Source organism: Methylobacterium sp. Leaf87 (genome assembly GCF_001422775.1).
Classification (GTDB): domain Bacteria; phylum Pseudomonadota; class Alphaproteobacteria; order Rhizobiales; family Beijerinckiaceae; genus Methylobacterium.
On sequence record NZ_LMMI01000011.1, the window covers coordinates 1 to 15119 of the forward strand.

Consider the following 15119-nt stretch of genomic DNA (forward strand, 5'->3'; position numbering starts at 1 on the left):
CTGCGCTCGCCCGACCAGCTCCGCCGGCCAAGCTACCCGTGGCGGAACGGCCCACCGTGCACTAACTTTACCCTTGGACCACCTCGTGGGGGCCGATCAGGTTGGCATGTAATCATAATTTGGGAGTGCGAGACCCGAGACCTTGCGCGGGTGGCGGAACGCCTTTCAGAGTTCATTGGCGCGTCCCGAGAATAAGCAGGCTAAGGCGTTCCAGAACATCATCAGATGCCGTGAATCACGCCCGGTGGGCTTTATTCGACGCATTCTCGTGCATTGCGGGTGACAGGCCGGAGGAGTTCAGTACGGTAGGTCTCTAGTCGCCTGCGAAAGTCGTAGTTCTTCAACTCGCAAAGTCACCATTAAGGACGTCAGGCGCGGCCACCAACTCCCAAAACTTCCATCCCTACCGCGTGCCGTACATCCGATCACCCGCATCCCCCAGCCCAGGAACGATGTAGCCGTGGTCGTTGAGGTGGCTGTCGATGGCGGCGGTCCAGATCGGGACGTCGGGGTGGCTCGCCTGGAGATGGGCGATCCCCTCCGGGGCGGCGAGCAGGCAGACGAAGCGGAGGTCGTGGGCGCCGCGCGCCTTCAGGAGGGTGATGGCCGCCACCGCCGAATTGCCCGTGGCGAGCATCGGATCGAGGACCAGGACCGTGCGGTCGGCGAGGTCGGAGGGGGCCTTGAAGTAGTATTCCACCGCCTCCAGGCTCTCGGGATCGCGGTAGAGCCCCACATGGGCGACCCGGGCCGAGGGCATCAGCGACAGCATCCCGTCGAGGAAGCCGGTGCCGGCCCGCAGGATCGGCGCGAGGACGAGCTTCTTGCCGGCGATCTGCGGCGCCTGCATGGTCTGGATCGGCGTCTCGATTGTGACGGATTCCAGCGGCAGGTCGCGGGTGACCTCGTAGGCCAGCAGCATGCCGATCTCGTTGAGGATCTGGCGGAACCCCTTGGTGGAGCGCGCCTTGTCGCGCAGGAGCGTCAGCTTGTGCTGGACGAGGGGGTGGTCGACCACCCGAACCGCCGCGTTTGGCATCGCCCGCCCTCGTCCCCGGTCGGATCGGCGCAACGCGGACCCCAGGCGACGAGCCTTAGCGGATCGGCGCCGCGTCCGCATCCGGGCCCGCACCAAAAAGGGCTCCCGGCGTGATGCCGGAAGCCCCTTGTTGGATGGGACGCCCTCGGGTCGTTCAGACCGAGCGGGTCGAATCGGCGGCGCGCTTCTGGGCCATGTAGGCGTCGAATTCTTCGCGGTCCTTGGCGCGCTTCAGGCCCTCGACATACTCGGAGAAAGCGCGGCTCTCCTCGGCCAGCGCCTTGCGCTGGGCGTCGAGCCGGTCGAGCTCGGCCTTGCGGTAATCGTCGAAGGCGCGGTTGCCCGTGGTGCCGACGCCGTTGGCCGCCTCGTAGGCGGCGGCGAAGCGCGAGCGCCCCAGCGTGCCGCCCGACTGCCAGGCCGAACCCCAGGCGCTGCCCCGGTTGGCGAGCCCCCGCAACTCGCTCAAGGCCGGATACCCCGCGACCTTCCAGGCCACGTAGGCGGCGGCGAGCGGCCACCAATAGATGAAGCCCACCACAATGGCGCCGATCTCGAAGGACTTTTTGGGAAACGGGCCGCTGCGGCAGGCTTTGCCGGAGGCCCAGGGGGAGGTCGAGGATTGACTCACGGCTCACGTCTCCGATGTTAATGTGAACGACATTTACTTGCGGATGCGACGGCGCGCTTTCAAGGGGGCGTGGCGCGGATTCGTGCGCGGTTCGCGCCCGACATTCGCCTCATCCAGGCGAACGCCGTTCCGCGGGTCGGCTGCGCCGTTCCATCCGGGGGCTTGCGCCGTTCCATGGGGGGCGTGGACCGGCGCACCGTGCCGCGCGTGCGCCGGAGGGATCGCGTTGAGGTTGTGTTGTCGTCGCGCACCGGTTGCGCGGCGGTCGTGCGTCAGTCGCGGGCGCGCGCGGGTCCGGCGCCGTGCACGAGGGCGAGGACGCCGGCGCGCAGGAGCTCGTACTTGTCCGGCACGCCCGGCCCCTTCGGCAGGTGGCCGGAGGCGGCGAGCGTCGCCAGACCGTGGGACAGGGCCCAGACTTCGAGGGCGACGAAGCGCGGCGCCACCCCGCCGAAGCCCTCGGGAAAGGTCGATTGCAGGGCGTCCACCAGCAGGTCGAACGGGCTCGGCCGGGGCCCGGCCTCTGGGTTCGGCGCCCCCGCCGGCAGACCGCGGGTCTCGAAGATCGCCGCGTAGTAGCCCGGCTCCTCCTCGGCGAAGGCGAGGTACGCCTCGCCCATCCGGGTGAACCGCTCGAGGGGCGTCCCCTTCGCCGCCAGGGACCGCGCCAGGCGCTCGGCGAGGTCGATGAAGCCGCGCCCCGCCACCTCCTCCAGCAGGGCCTCGCGCCCGCGGAAATGGCGGTAGAGGGCGGCCGGCGTCACGCCCACGAGGCGGGCCGCGTCCACCAGGGTGAACCCGCCGACGCCGCGCTCGGCGATGAACCGGCGCGCCGCCTCGATCAGGGCCTCCTTGAGGTTCCCGTGGTGGTAGCTGCGCCGGTCGTCAGGGCCTTCGCGCCAGGGTCGCACGCTGTTGTCCTCATCGGGTCCGCCCCATCATGACGGGCGAGAGCCCCCGTGGTTGCAGACCGGAGCCCTCCCCTAGCACGCGACCGTGAATTTTTAAGCCATCTCTGTCGATTAGTAGACAGACCGTACGCCATCGACGCAGGGGCGCAACAGGGCGCGATCCTAGATCCGGAAGATGGACCCCGCCGCGTCGCGCGCCGCATTCTTGGCGTCGCGGGCCGCTTCGAGGCGCGCGATCTCGCGCTGCAGGAGGGCGATGCGCTCGGCGAGATCGGCGACCGACAGGGTGTCGAGGGGCTCGCCCACCCGGTGGGCCGGGCTCGATTCCGGACGGGTCTCGTCGTCATCGCGCATGGTCTGTCCTTCTCCGTTTCATCGCCACGGCTGCCCCGCCCCGAGGGGCGCGAGACCGAGGTGGCGCGCCACCGTGGCGCCGATATCGGCGAAGGTCGCGCGTCCCCCGAGGGGGCCGGGCGCGATCCCGGGGCCGAAAGCCAGGATCGGCACCTGCTCGCGGGTGTGCTCGGTGCCCGCCCAGGTCGGGTCGTTGCCGTGGTCGGCGGTGACGATGCAGAGATCCCCGGCGCCCAGGACCGCGTGGATCTCCGGCACCCGCGCGTCGAAGGCCTCAAGCTCGGCGGCATAGCCCGGCACGTCGCGACGGTGGCCGTGCTCCGTATCGAAATCCACGAGGTTGAGGAACACGAGGCCGCCGTCCGGCAGATCGCGAAAAGCCCGGAGGGCGGCATCCAGGCAGGCGGCGTTGCCGGCGGGCTTGATCTCGCGGCCCGTCGCGCGGTGGGCGAAGATATCGCCGATCTTGCCGACGCTGACGACGCTGCGACCCGCCGCGGACAGACGGTCGAGCAGGGTCTCGCCCGGCGGCTCGACGGCGTAATCCTTGCGGTTGGCCGTCCGGCGGAACCCCGTTTCCGGCGACCCCACGAAGGGCCGGGCGATGACGCGCGCGACCCGGTACGCGTCGCACAGGTCGCGGGCGATGCGGCAGGTGGCGTAGAGGCGCTCCAGGCCGAAATGAGTCTCGTGGGCGGCGATCTGGAATACGCTGTCGGCCGAGCTGTAGCAGATCGGCTTGCCGGTCCGGATGTGCTCGGCGCCGTAGCGCTCGAGGATCGCCGTGCCGGCGGCGTGGCAATCGCCGAGGATGCCGGGCAGATTCGCCCGCGCGACGAGGGCCGCGACGAGGGCCGGCGGAAAGGCCGGAACCGTGTCGGGAAAGTGCCCCCACGGGTCGAGCACGGGCACGCCCGCGATCTCCCAATGACCCGAGGGCGTGTCCTTGCCGGCGGCCGTCTCGGCGGCGTGGCCGTAGGCGCCCGTGACCGGGTCGGTGGGGGCGAGGTTCGGTGGGACGCGCCCTGTGGCGCCTTCCGCCGCGAGGCCGAGGCCCAGCGCCGTCAGGTTCGGCAGACGCACGGGGCCGGCGCGCAGGCCCGCGCGGTCGCCGCGCCCGGCGGCGCAGGCCTCGGCGATGTGGCCGAGGGTGTCCGACCCGGCGTCACCATAGGCGTCGGCATCGGGGCCGCCGCCGATGCCGACGGAATCGAGGACGACGAGGAGGGCGCGCGGCATGGGGCGTCTCAGGCCGGGACCGGATCGGCGACCATTTCGCTGCGCAGGTCGAAGGCGGCGGCGAACAGGGCCTGGGTGTAGGAGTGGCGCGGATGGGAGAAGATCGCCTCGGCGGCCCCCTCTTCCACCACGCGGCCGTTCTGCATGACGAGAACGTGGTTCGCCAAGGCGCGGACCACCTTGAGATCGTGGCTGATGAACAGGTAGGCGAGGCCGCGCTCGCGCTGGAGGTCGCGCAGGAGGGTGACGATCTGCGCCTGGACCGAACGGTCGAGGGCCGAGGTCGGCTCGTCGAGGACGACGAATTTCGGTTTCAACACGATGGCGCGCGCGATGGCGATGCGCTGGCGCTGACCGCCGGAGAATTCGTGCGGATAGCGGTCCATGGTCGCCGGATCGAGGCCGACATCGGTGAGCGCGCCCGCCACCACCGCCTGGCGTTCGGCCCGGCTCTTCGCGGCGCCCTGCACCACCAGGCCCTCGGCGATGATGTCGCCGACGGTCATGCGCGGGGAGAGGGAGCCGTAGGGGTCCTGGAACACCACCTGCATGTCGCGGCGGAACGGGCGCATGGCCGCCGGGGACAGGCCGGCGATGGACTGGCCGAGGAAGACGATGGGCCCCTCGCAGCCCGTCAGCCTGAGGAGCGCGAGGCCCAGGGTGGTCTTGCCGGAACCCGATTCGCCGACCACCCCCACGGTCTCGCCGGCCCGGACCCGGAGGGACACGCCATCCACGGCCTTCACGTGGCTCGTGGTGCGCCGGAGAAGCCCCTGGCGGATGGGGAACCACACCTTCAAGGGCCCGGCGGCGAGGAGCTCGGATGCGCCCTCCGCGACCGGGTTGGCGCGGCCCGTCGGCTCGGCGGCCAGCAGCCGCTGCGTGTAGGGGTGCTGCGGCCGGGCGAAAATCTCGGCCGTTTCCCCCGCCTCGACGATGCGCCCTTCCAGCATCACGCAGACGGAGGTGGCTATGCGCTGCACGATGCCGAGATCGTGGGTGATGAACAGCATCGCCATGCCGAGGCGCTTCTGCAGGTCGGCCAGCAGCGTGAGGATCTGTGCCTGCACGGTGACGTCGAGGGCCGTCGTCGGCTCGTCGGCCACCAGCAGGTCGGGCTCGCAGGCGAGCGCCATGGCGATCATCACCCGCTGGCGCTGGCCGCCGGAGAGCTCGTGCGGATAGGCGGCGAGGCGCCGTTCGGCGTCACGCAGGCCGACGAGGTCGAGGAGTTCGAGGATTCGCGCCCGCGCTTTCCGGCCCGAGAGCCCGCGATGCACCTCCAGCACCTCGCCGATCTGCCGCTCGATGCTGTGGAGCGGGTTGAGGGAAGTCATCGGCTCTTGGAACACCATGGTGATGTCCGCGCCGCGCACCTTGCGCAACTCACGCTCGGGCAACGTCAGGAGGTCCCGCCCCCGGAACAGGATGCGTCCGCCCGGGTGGTGGGCGCTGCCGTCGAGGAGGCGCAGGATCGACAGGGCGGTGACCGACTTGCCGGAGCCGGATTCGCCCACCAGCGCCAGGGTCTCGCCGGGCGCGATGGCGAAGCTCACGCCGTCCACCGCCCGGGTCTCGCGCTCGCGGGAGCGGAAGGCCACGGACAGGTCCTGAACCTCGAGCAGCGTGTCGGTCATCGGGCGCAGGTGATCCGGGGGGAGGTGATCCGGCGGGAGGTGATCCGGGGAAAGGTCATGGGAGCGAGCCGGGCTGGGGAGGTCTCGAAGCGGTTATAGCGCGCACGAGGGCGATGGGCGAACGCCGATGCGTGATTGATCGGACCGCCGCGCACGCTACAACACCACCGGTGATCTCCCTGCGCTCCGCCCTCCCCGCCCTCGTGCTCCTCCTCGCCGGCGCGGCCTCCGCCTCGGCGGCCCCATCGGAGGGAGGCGAGACCGTGGAGCAAGCCCTGTGCCGCCTCATCGAATCCTCCGCGAAGACGCGCGCCCTCCCCGTCCCGTTCCTGACCCGCCTGATCTGGCGCGAGAGCGCTTTTCGCGTGGGCGCCGTCAGCCCCGTCGGCGCGCAGGGCATCGCGCAGTTCATGCCCGGCACGGCGCGCGAGCGCGGCCTCGCCGATCCGTTCGATCCCGAGCAGGCGATCCCGCACGCGGCCCATCTGCTGGCCGACCTCAACCGGCAGTTCGGCAATCTCGGCCTCGCGGCAGCGGCCTATAACGGCGGCCCGGGCCGGGTCTCGGCGTGGCTCGCCGGCACCGGTGGCCTGCCTGCGGAGACGCGCAACTACGTTCTGGCGATCACCGGGGCGCCGGCGGAGGATTGGCGCGCGGGCGCCGGCATCGAGATGCCGCCGAGCGAGAACAAGGATGAGAAGGCCGACGCGGCCAGGAAACCCGAGGCCGAGAAGAGCTGCCTCCAGGTGACGGCGGCCCTGCGCGTCCCGTCGCGCGGCGATCGCTTCGCGTTGGGCGGCAACGAGGGGCCGGCGGCGCCCTGGGGCATCCAGCTCGCGGGCAACTTCTCGAAGGCCTTGGCTCTCCAGAGTTTCGCCCGGACACGCCAGCTCTACACAGGTGTGATCGGCGAGGTTCGGCCGATGATCATCGGCACACGCCTGCGCAATCGCGGCACTCGGGCCTTCTACCGCATCCGAATTCCCGCCCAGAGCCGCGAGGCCGCAGACAAATTATGCGGACGGATTCGTGGGGTCGGTGGCGCCTGCCTCGTCCTGCGCACGTAACTCCGGCGATCACGATGCCGATTGTCAGCATGGGTGCCATGAAACCGCCGTGTGCGCCCTGTCACAGGAAGGCAACGCCGCCTTCAGAGAGATGCATGACCCGGGTATTCACCGTCCTTGCCGGCTTCATCGGTCTCGCTCTGCTCGCCGTAGGGGTGACGGCCTGTTCGCCCCTCGCGCTGTTCGACGCCATCGGCCCGCGTGACGACGGCGGGCGCCTCACCGTCCGCAACGCGTCCTTCGGCCCCAACCCGCGCCAGCGCCTCGATGTGTTCACTCCCGTGGCCGGCACCGGCGGCGCCCCCGTGCTGGTGTTCTTCTATGGCGGCTCCTGGAAGAACGGCACGAAGGAGGATTACGCCTTCGTCGGTCAGGCGCTCGCGGCTCAGGGCTTCGTGACGGTGCTGCCCGATTATCGGCTCTACCCGGAGGTGCGCTTCCCCGACTTCCTCGACGACGGGGCCGCCGCCATCGCCTGGGTGCGCGACAACATCGCCCAGTATGGCGGCGATCCGCGCCGGATCGTGCTGGCCGGCCATTCGGCGGGCGCCTACAACGCGGTGATGCTGGGGCTCGATCCGCGCTACCTGCGTCGGGCCGGCGTCGATCCGAAGATCGTGCGGGCGGTGGCCGGCCTGTCCGGTCCCTACGATTTCCTTCCCCTCGATGCCGGCACCGCCACCGAGGTCTTCGGCGAGGCCCGCGACAAGGCGGCGACCCAGCCGGTGACCTTCGCTGGGCCGCACTCGCCCCCGGCCTACCTCGCCACCGGTGACGGCGACACCACCGTGCGCCCGAGCAACACCCGCAACCTGGCTGCCCGCCTGCGCGAGGCCCGGGTGCCCGTGCAGGAGCGGGTCTATGCCGGCCTCGATCACTCCGACACCCTGCTGGCGCTCTCGGTGACGTTCCGCTCCAAGGCCCCGGCGCTCGCCGAGATGGCCGCCTTCCTCCGCCAACATGCCGGCGGCGAGCGCGTCCCGTCGCGGACGGTGAACCGCTGACGGCACGGCCGGAGGATCACCCCCGCCGCAGTTTGTCCCGCGCCGCCTTGTGGTCCGGCGCGTCGGAGAAGGCCCGATGCATCGCCCACCACAGGGGCGTACGGGCGAACGCCTCGTCGAGGGGCAGGGCCCGCTGCGTCAATCCGTCGGCCCGGCGGCGCTGCGGGTTGGTGTTGAGCCAAGTGTTGGCGTTGGTGATGTCCCAGGTCAGTACATTGAGGGTCGCGGGCTCGTCCAGTACCACGTCGAGGAAGCGCCGGGCGAGGTCCGAGACGGCCCGGTCCCGGGCCGGCAGATCGGCGGGGAAATCCCGGTCGTTGACGTCGAACTCCGTCACCTCGATGGCGAGGCCGAGCCCGGCTACGTCGCGCAGGAAACGGCGGAGTTTGTCCTGGTCGAGGGGATGCTTGGCGTAGAGGTGGCCCTGCAGGCCGAGGCGCCGGATCGGCACGCCGCGCCGAACCATTCCTTCCAAGGTCCTCAGCACCATGGCGCGGCGCGGCGCGATCCAATCGGCGTCGAGTTCGAGGTCGTTCTCGTTCCAGACCCCGGCCGCACCGGGGTCGGCCTCGTGCAGGATCGTGAAGGCGCGGTCGACATAGCCCGAGCCGAGGGCTGCGAGCCAGGGGCTCGCCCGCAGCCCGCCGGCACGGCCGGACTCCGGCCCGCAGATCTCGTTGACCACGTCCCAGGCCTCGAGCCGGCCGCGATAGCGCCCCGCCATGGCGCCGATCCATTCGCGCAGGAAGCCTTCCGCGTCCCGGGCGATGCGCTCCTGCGCCCAGGCGGGGATGCCTTCGTGCCAGACGAGGGTATGGCCGCGCAGGCACTGACCGTTGCCCTGTGCGAACGCGACGGTCTCGTCGGCGAACGAGAAGTCGATGGGGCCGGGCGCCCGCCACGCATAGGCGAGCTTCATGGCGTTCTCCGGCACCAGGACTCCGCATTCCCGGGCGAGCGCCCGTCCGTAGGCGGGATTCTGGCGCAGGGGTGTGATGTTCACGGCGGAACCGTAGGCGATGCCCTTGCGTGCCGCCGCCGCGTTGAGGCCATCGGCCGCCCACGCCCCCCGGGCCGCCGCCGAGACCGGCCCGGCCGCCAAAGCGAGGGCGCCGACCCTCAGCAGATCGCGACGGCTCGGCATCAGTTCTCTTCCGGTGGAATCGGGCGCGGGCGCCGGTCTGGTCCGATGGCCACGAAGGTGAACAGCCCCTCGGTGACCTTCATGGTCACCTCGCCCTCGCGCTCGCGGCGCCAGACCTCGGCCTGGATGCGCATGGAGGTGCGCCCGACCTTCACGATCCAGGCGTAGATGCTGACTTCGTCGCCGACGAAGACCGGGCTGTGGAAGGTCATCGCCTCGGCCGAGATGGTGGCGCAACGGCCCCGCGAGCGCCGGGCCGCGACGTTGCCGGCGGCGAGATCCATCTGGCCCATGAGCCAGCCGCCGAAGATGTCGCCGGCCGGATTGGTATCGGCCGGCATGGCGATGGTTCGGATCACCGGTGGCCCCCGATCCGTCGGCTGATGGGTCGGATGGGGGGCGGGGTCGCGGCGGGACATGGTGTCGATCCGGTGGCGAAGGAGGCAGCCCGTCGCAAGCCGCGCGCCGCGGACCCTACGATCACTCCGGCAGGGTGAACACCACCAGGGCGTCGCCGGTGCCGAAACCCGACCCCTTGGTGAACGACGCGCCCCCCGCCGCCACGGCGACGTATTGCCGGCCGTCCAACGTGTAGGTAATCGGCGGGCCGCCGATGCCGGCGCCGCACTGGAAGCGCCACAGGATCGCCCCCGTCTTCGCATCGTGAGCGTCGAGGTGGCCGTCCTCCTCGCCCGAGAAGACCAAGCCGCCGGCGGTTGCCAGGGTCCCCCCGGAGAGGCGGCTCCCCGCTTTCACCGACCATTTGATCGCACCTTCGCGGGCCAGATCCACGGCCGTGAGGGTGCTGAACGAGGGCTCTCCCTTGGCCTCCGTGGTCTCGGTGTATCGGATCGCCGGGCGGTTCCCCAAGGCCGGCACCGTCCGGACCACGTAGGTCGTCGCCCCGTGCCGGACCTGGGCGTAGGCGGTGGCGGCCTTGGGGTCGTAGGCGACGGGGTGCCAGGAGATGGCGCCCAGCGGCCCAGGGCTCACCACCGTACCGGCGGGCGTCGGTGGGGCGTAGAGGTTCTTCTGGGTGACGAGGGGCGCCGAGCGGGTCAGCAGCTTTCCGTCCGCGCGGTCGTGGACGTAGAGCCAGCCGGTCTTGCTCGCCTGCGCCACGGCCTTCACCGGGCCCGTCGGGGTGGTGTGGTCGAGGAGGAAGGGCGGGCTCGCCACATCGTAGCCCCACTCGTCGTGGGGCACCTGCTGGTAGTACCAGCGCAGCTGGCCGGTGGCCGCGTCGAGGGCGACGAGGCTCATGGTGTAGAGGTTGTCGCCCGGTCGCGAGAGGCCGAAATTCTGCGGCGCCGGGTTGCCGGTGCCGACGTAGATCAGGCCGAGGTCGGCATCGTAGGCCGGGGTCATCCACAGCGATCCGCCGCCGACCTTCCAGGCATCCCGGTGGGCCGGGGCGGCGGCCTTCTCGGCAGCGATGTCGCGGTGAAGCGGCACCCCGTCGGGGGTCCTGTCGACGAACCCGCCCTCCCAGCCGTCGGCCTTGGTGACGTACCAGCGCCAGCGCTCCGCCCCGGTCTTCGCGTCGTAGGCGGCGAGCCATCCGCGCCGGCCGTAGCCGCCCTCGATGCCCACGACGGCGCCGCCGTCGAGGCCGCCCTTCTCGTCCTCGACATGGAGGCCGTAGCCGGCCCCGGCCACGCCGACGATGACGAGGCCGTTCGCCACCAGGGGCGGCATCTTGAAGCCGAGCCGGCTCGATCCCTGGACGGTGCCGGCCCCCAGGGTGCCCGCCAGGGCCGATGCGGTCTCGGACTCGCCCTCCTCCGGGCGCACGGCCTCGTGGTCCCACACCACTTTGCCGGTCTTGGCATCCAGCGCGATCACGCGCCCGTCCATGGTGGCCTCGAACACGAGGCCGTCCGCGACCGCGACTCCGCGGTTCGAGGGTGGCCCGAAAATCTTCTCCGTGCGGGCCTTGTGGACGTAGGTCCAGCGCACGGCGCCGGTCTTCGCGTCCAGGGCCGCGACATGGTTCTGCGTCGTCGAGACATAGAGGGTGCCGTCCACCATCACGGGCTCGGCCTGGAAATAGCCGGTGATGCCGGTCTGGAAGATCCAGGCCGGGCGCAGGCGCCCGACGTTGCCGGTGTCGATGGCGGTAAGGCCCGAGAAGTGGCGGTTGGTGTGGTCGCCGCCGAACATCGGCCAATCCTCGGCCACACACGGGGCGAGGCCCGCGACGATCAGGGGGCTCGCGAGGACGAACGGGACGGCGAGCAGCCGGCGGGTGGTGCGGCGGACCATGGCGTTCTCCTCGTCCCATATTCCTGTGGGCGATTGCGTCACCCGCGTGCCCCGTCACGGATGCAACGGTCCGATCCCTACCGCAATGTACGGCGGCGCGCCCTCGCGTCGAGGGCAAGGCCGAGGCCGAGCATCAGCGCGAGACCGCCGAGGTTGACTGCGATCTGAAGGGGCCAGACCGGTTCGAAGGTCCGGTACAGGATCCGGCCGATGAGGGCCGCCATGCAGCCGGCCGCGAAGATTTCCAGGGAGTTCCGGCCGCAGGCATCGAACGGTCGAAGCCAGCGTAGCCCGGAGAGCCGCATGACGGCCGGCGAGGCGAAGACAAGGCTCGTCAGGACCAGGATGTGGAGGAGGCGCAGGGGCGCGACGCGGCTCTTGTCCGGCGGGCTCATGGCGAGGGGCCGGAGGTCGGGCAGGCCCCAATCCCCCCAGGGAAACGCCTGCAGCAGGGCGCACAGCAGGTAGATCCAAGCCGCGACGGTGAGAAGCGAATGCCGAGGCAGGAGTCCGTCGCGCGCCTGGACCGCGACGCTGAGGGCGGCGCCGATCACGAACAGGAACTGCCACGCGAACGGGTTGAAGTACCATCCGTCGTCCACGGCAGCCGCGTTGGGGAGGTTGAGCGTGTGGTCGACGTTCGCGGCGAGCCAGATCAGGCCCGAGAGGCCGAGGGTGCCCCACAGAGTGCGTCGCAGGCCCGCATAGATCAGCGGAAACAACCCCAGCAGCAGGATGTAGAGCGGCAGGATGTCGAGGTAGTTCGGCAGAGCGTTGAGCATCAGCCCGCGCACGGCCCCCGGCAGCAGGCCCATGTCGAGGAGTGCCCGGACGCCGAAGCGCGGGACGAGGCCGATGAGGTCCATCCAGACCCGCACGATGAGCAGCGTCGCCAGGAGCAGCCCCGCCTGGAACAGGTAGATCTTCAGGCAGCGCCACCCGATGCGCGTGAGGGTGGCTCTGGTACCCGCGCGCCGGAACAGGCCGCCATAGGCCACCATCGCGGAGTAGCCAGCCAGCAGCACGAAGATCTCGGCCGCATCGGAGAATCCGAAATTGTGGAGGGTGAGCAGGGCCGGCGCGTTGCGCGGAATGTGATCGATGAAGATCGTCAGCAGGGCGAGGCCGCGGATCACGTCGATGCGTGCGTCGCGGCTTCGCGGCGGTGAGGGCGAGAGGACGACGTTCGGGGCCCGGCGCGGTGGAGCGTCCACCGTAGCGGGACCGAGACCGGTCAGCGCATCACCGACAGGCTCGTGAGCCAGAGCCGGTAGAGCCGGGGCCAGAGGGCGACGGACGCCTCGGCGCTGCCGATGCCGAAGCCGTGCCCGCCGACGGCGAACCGATGATATTCCACCATGACCTTGGCCCCCCGGCACGCCTCGTCGAGGATACGGCTTTGCTGGGGATTGACCACCCGATCGTCGTCCGCCTGCACGAGAAAGATCGATGGGCAATCGGGGCCGACATGGGTGTGAAGCGACCAGGCCGCGCGCGCCTCGGGCGGCGGTGTCTCTCCGACGAGGGACCGGCGGGTGTTCGTGGTGTCGAAGGGGGGCTGCAGGCTCACGACGGGATAGATCAGCGCCGCGAAATCAGGCCGCGCCGAGAGTTCGTCGACGGCGTCGACGGGTGTGTAGGCGCGGAAGGTGGAGCGGGCCGCGACCATGCCGCAGAGGTGGCCACCGGCCGAGAAGCCCATCACGCCGATGCGGCCGGGATCGAGGCCGAACCGCTCGGCATTGGCGCGAATCACCCGCAGGGCGCGCTGTCCGTCCTGCATCGCGACGACGGGACCGTCGGCCCAGTTCTCGCTCGGGAGCCGGTACGTCAGCACGAAGGCCGTGATGCCCTGCGACGCCAAAAGGTAGGCCGCCGGATAGGCCTCCTTCACGAGGCCGATGCGGCGGTACCCGCCGCCGCCCGCGACGAGCACCGCCGCGCCGCTGGGCTTCTGCGGAAGGAAGACTTCGAGGACCGGGGTGGAAACGTTCGATACCGCGCCGCTGCCATCCTCGACCTGGGGCCCCGACGGTCCGCCGCCGCCCGGCGGTAGATCCGGCCAGAGGGTGAGGCGGGCGAGGCCTCCGGCCGCATGAGCCCCCGGAATCAGCGCCGCCGCCGCGCCAAGACCCATCATCACGGCACGGCGGCCGGGCCGGGACAGTTCGTTCGCCACGCAGCCCCTCCGGACGCCCTTGCGCACAAGCAAAGGGGTGGCGCCCGGATTCCGTTCCATCGGCCCGGCGAACCGGGCCGACACGTCAGCGGAAGGCCATCACCAGTGCGCCGACGGCGATGCCCCATAGGGCCAGTGTCGACCAGATGGCGCGCCGTCTTGTGGCACGCGCGAAGGCGTCGAGGCGGTCGGCATTCCCGGTTCCCGATTCGTCGAGGCGTACGAGGATGCGGCGCAGGCGCTGGGCCAGATCGGGCAGGTCCGAGATGACGTCGGTCAGCGTCAGGGCTGCGCGCCCCACACCCTCGATGCGGCCCAGTGGGCCGAGATTGCGGGCGATCCAGCTGCGTACCACGGGCTCGGCCCCGGTCCACATGTCGAGCTGAGGATCCAGCGAGCGGGCGACGCCCTCCACCACCACCATGGTTTTCTGGAGCATCACCAGCTCCGTGCGGGTCCGCATGTCGAACAGGGCGGTGATGTCGAACAGCAGGGTCAGCACCTTGGCCATGGAGATCTCGTCGGCCCGGCGCTGATGGATCGGCTCGCCGATGGCGCGGATGGCTTGGGCGAAATCGTCCACGGAATGGTGCGCGGGCACGTAGCCGGCCTCGAAATGCACCTGCGCCACGCGCTTGTAGTCGCGCAGGATGAAGCCGAGCAGGATCTCGGCGAGGAAGCGCCGCTCAGGATGCCCGAGGCGGCCCATGATGCCGAAATCCACCGCCACCAGGGTGCCGGTCGGATCGACGAACAGGTTCCCGGGATGCATGTCGGCGTGGAAGAAGCCGTCCCGGATGGCGTGGCGCAGGAACGACTGGATCACCGCGCGTCCGAGCGCCCGCGGGTCGTGTCCGGCGGCCACGATGGCGGCCCGGTCGTTGAGGCGGATGCCCTCGATCCACTCGCTCGACAGGACGTCGCGGGCGGTGAGTTCCCAATCGGGCCGAGGCACCCGGAAATCGGCATCGTCCTTCGTGTTGTGGGCGAGCTCCGACATGGCCGCCGCCTCGAGGCGGAAATCCATCTCCATGGTGACGGAGCGGGCCAGGATCTCCACCACCTCGCGCGGGCGCAGGCGCTCGGCTTCCGGCGACAGGGCGTGGACGATGCGGGCGAGGAACCGCATGACTTCCAGATCGCGCTGGAAGCGCTCGCGCACCCCCGGCCGCATGATCTTGACGGCGAGCACCCGCTCGGCGCCGTCCGGGTCGATGACGTGCGCTTTGTGGACCTGGGCGATGGAGGCCGCCGCGATGGGCGGGCTGAACGAGACGAACAGGGAGGAAACCGGCTTGCCGAACGCCGCCTCGACGACCTGGAGAGCCACTTCCTGCGGGAAGGGCGGCACCCGGTCCTGCAGGGTCTCGAGATCGCGCGCGGCATGCATGCCGACGATGTCGGGCCGGGTGGCGAGGAACTGCCCGAACTTGACGTAGGACGGCCCGAGCCGGGTCAGCGCCCGCTGCAGAGGGGCGGCCCCGGTTCCGAGGCCGCGGCGCTCCAGCATCCGTCCGACCCGGAGGGCGAAGCGCAGGTGAGGCGGCAGGTCGCGGGAATCGACGAGGGACAGGCCGCCCTCGCGGGCGAGGACGAAACCCACATGGGCGCCGCGGACGAGGGAGCGGAGCATCAGGCCATCCGCCGAT

14 protein-coding genes are annotated in these 15119 nt (G+C 70.6%); 2 read left to right on the plus strand and 12 right to left on the minus strand.

Features of this window, described 5'->3' with window-relative positions:
* Positions 1-403: 403 nt before the first annotated feature.
* From upp to ASF22_RS07650, 6 genes are all read right to left on the minus strand, one after another.
* Complete coding sequence (upp, locus tag ASF22_RS07625) at positions 404-1039, minus strand: uracil phosphoribosyltransferase (protein ID WP_056175480.1); 636 nt, start codon at positions 1037-1039, stop codon at positions 404-406.
* A 154-nt stretch (positions 1040-1193) separates the two neighbouring features.
* Positions 1194-1670, minus strand: coding sequence for a DUF2852 domain-containing protein (locus ASF22_RS07630; RefSeq protein WP_056263096.1), 477 nt, complete (start codon positions 1668-1670; stop codon positions 1194-1196).
* A 272-nt stretch (positions 1671-1942) separates the two neighbouring features.
* Positions 1943-2581: a TetR/AcrR family transcriptional regulator gene (locus ASF22_RS07635; RefSeq protein ID WP_056263099.1), complete on the minus strand. Its 639-nt coding sequence runs from the start codon at positions 2579-2581 to the stop codon at positions 1943-1945.
* A 162-nt stretch (positions 2582-2743) separates the two neighbouring features.
* A complete protein-coding gene (locus ASF22_RS07640; protein WP_056263102.1) occupies positions 2744-2935 on the minus strand; it encodes a DUF1192 domain-containing protein in 192 nt (63 codons plus the stop codon).
* An 18-nt stretch (positions 2936-2953) separates the two neighbouring features.
* Positions 2954-4174: a phosphopentomutase gene (locus tag ASF22_RS07645; RefSeq protein WP_056263104.1), complete on the minus strand. Its 1221-nt coding sequence runs from the start codon at positions 4172-4174 to the stop codon at positions 2954-2956.
* 8 nt (positions 4175-4182) lie between these two features.
* Complete coding sequence (locus ASF22_RS07650) at positions 4183-5811, minus strand: ABC transporter ATP-binding protein (protein ID WP_056263107.1); 1629 nt, start codon at positions 5809-5811, stop codon at positions 4183-4185.
* Between the two features lie 170 nt (positions 5812-5981).
* Here ASF22_RS07650 and ASF22_RS07655 point away from each other — a divergent pair, with 170 nt between their 5' ends.
* Both ASF22_RS07655 and ASF22_RS07660 read left to right on the plus strand, forming a co-directional pair.
* On the plus strand, positions 5982-6878 hold the full coding sequence (locus ASF22_RS07655; RefSeq protein ID WP_056263109.1) for a lytic transglycosylase domain-containing protein: 897 nt from the start codon (positions 5982-5984) through the stop codon (positions 6876-6878).
* Between the two features lie 95 nt (positions 6879-6973).
* Positions 6974-7882, plus strand: a complete 909-nt coding sequence (locus ASF22_RS07660) for an alpha/beta hydrolase (protein ID WP_056175503.1) — start codon at positions 6974-6976, stop codon at positions 7880-7882.
* Positions 7883-7898: 16 nt separating this feature from the next.
* Here the strand turns inward: ASF22_RS07660 and ASF22_RS07665 are convergent, their stop codons facing one another.
* From ASF22_RS07665 to ubiB, 6 genes are all read right to left on the minus strand, one after another.
* On the minus strand, positions 7899-9026 hold the full coding sequence (locus ASF22_RS07665; RefSeq protein ID WP_056263112.1) for an endo-1,4-beta-xylanase: 1128 nt from the start codon (positions 9024-9026) through the stop codon (positions 7899-7901).
* A complete protein-coding gene (locus tag ASF22_RS07670; RefSeq protein WP_056175509.1) occupies positions 9026-9445 on the minus strand; it encodes an acyl-CoA thioesterase in 420 nt (139 codons plus the stop codon). The genes ASF22_RS07665 and ASF22_RS07670 overlap by 1 nt, the downstream gene beginning before the upstream one ends.
* Before the next feature lie 61 nt (positions 9446-9506).
* The gene (locus ASF22_RS07675; protein WP_056263113.1) at positions 9507-11291 is read right to left on the minus strand and encodes a PQQ-binding-like beta-propeller repeat protein; all 1785 of its coding nucleotides are present in this window, start codon (positions 11289-11291) and stop codon (positions 9507-9509) included.
* Positions 11292-11368: 77 nt separating this feature from the next.
* Positions 11369-12505: an OpgC domain-containing protein gene (gene opgC / locus ASF22_RS07680; RefSeq protein WP_056263117.1), complete on the minus strand. Its 1137-nt coding sequence runs from the start codon at positions 12503-12505 to the stop codon at positions 11369-11371.
* Positions 12506-12525: 20 nt separating this feature from the next.
* Positions 12526-13470: an alpha/beta hydrolase gene (locus ASF22_RS07685; RefSeq protein WP_244474226.1), complete on the minus strand. Its 945-nt coding sequence runs from the start codon at positions 13468-13470 to the stop codon at positions 12526-12528.
* An 85-nt stretch (positions 13471-13555) separates the two neighbouring features.
* A complete protein-coding gene (ubiB, locus tag ASF22_RS07690) occupies positions 13556-15103 on the minus strand; it encodes a 2-polyprenylphenol 6-hydroxylase (protein ID WP_056175518.1) in 1548 nt (515 codons plus the stop codon).
* Positions 15104-15119: the final 16 nt, after the last annotated feature.

Coding starts and splice junctions, on each gene's coding strand:
- upp (WP_056175480.1), bottom strand. CDS start 1,039: ATGCCAAACGCGGCGGTTCGGGTGGTCGACCACCCCCTCGTCCAGCAC.
- ASF22_RS07640 (WP_056263102.1), bottom strand. CDS start 2,935: ATGCGCGATGACGACGAGACCCGTCCGGAATCGAGCCCGGCCCACCGG.
- ASF22_RS07645 (WP_056263104.1), bottom strand. CDS start 4,174: ATGCCGCGCGCCCTCCTCGTCGTCCTCGATTCCGTCGGCATCGGCGGC.
- ASF22_RS07650 (WP_056263107.1), bottom strand. CDS start 5,811: ATGACCGACACGCTGCTCGAGGTTCAGGACCTGTCCGTGGCCTTCCGC.
- ASF22_RS07660 (WP_056175503.1), top strand. CDS start 6,974: ATGACCCGGGTATTCACCGTCCTTGCCGGCTTCATCGGTCTCGCTCTG.
- ASF22_RS07665 (WP_056263112.1), bottom strand. CDS start 9,026: ATGCCGAGCCGTCGCGATCTGCTGAGGGTCGGCGCCCTCGCTTTGGCG.
- ASF22_RS07670 (WP_056175509.1), bottom strand. CDS start 9,445: ATGTCCCGCCGCGACCCCGCCCCCCATCCGACCCATCAGCCGACGGAT.
- ASF22_RS07675 (WP_056263113.1), bottom strand. CDS start 11,291: ATGGTCCGCCGCACCACCCGCCGGCTGCTCGCCGTCCCGTTCGTCCTC.
- ubiB (WP_056175518.1), bottom strand. CDS start 15,103: ATGCTCCGCTCCCTCGTCCGCGGCGCCCATGTGGGTTTCGTCCTCGCC.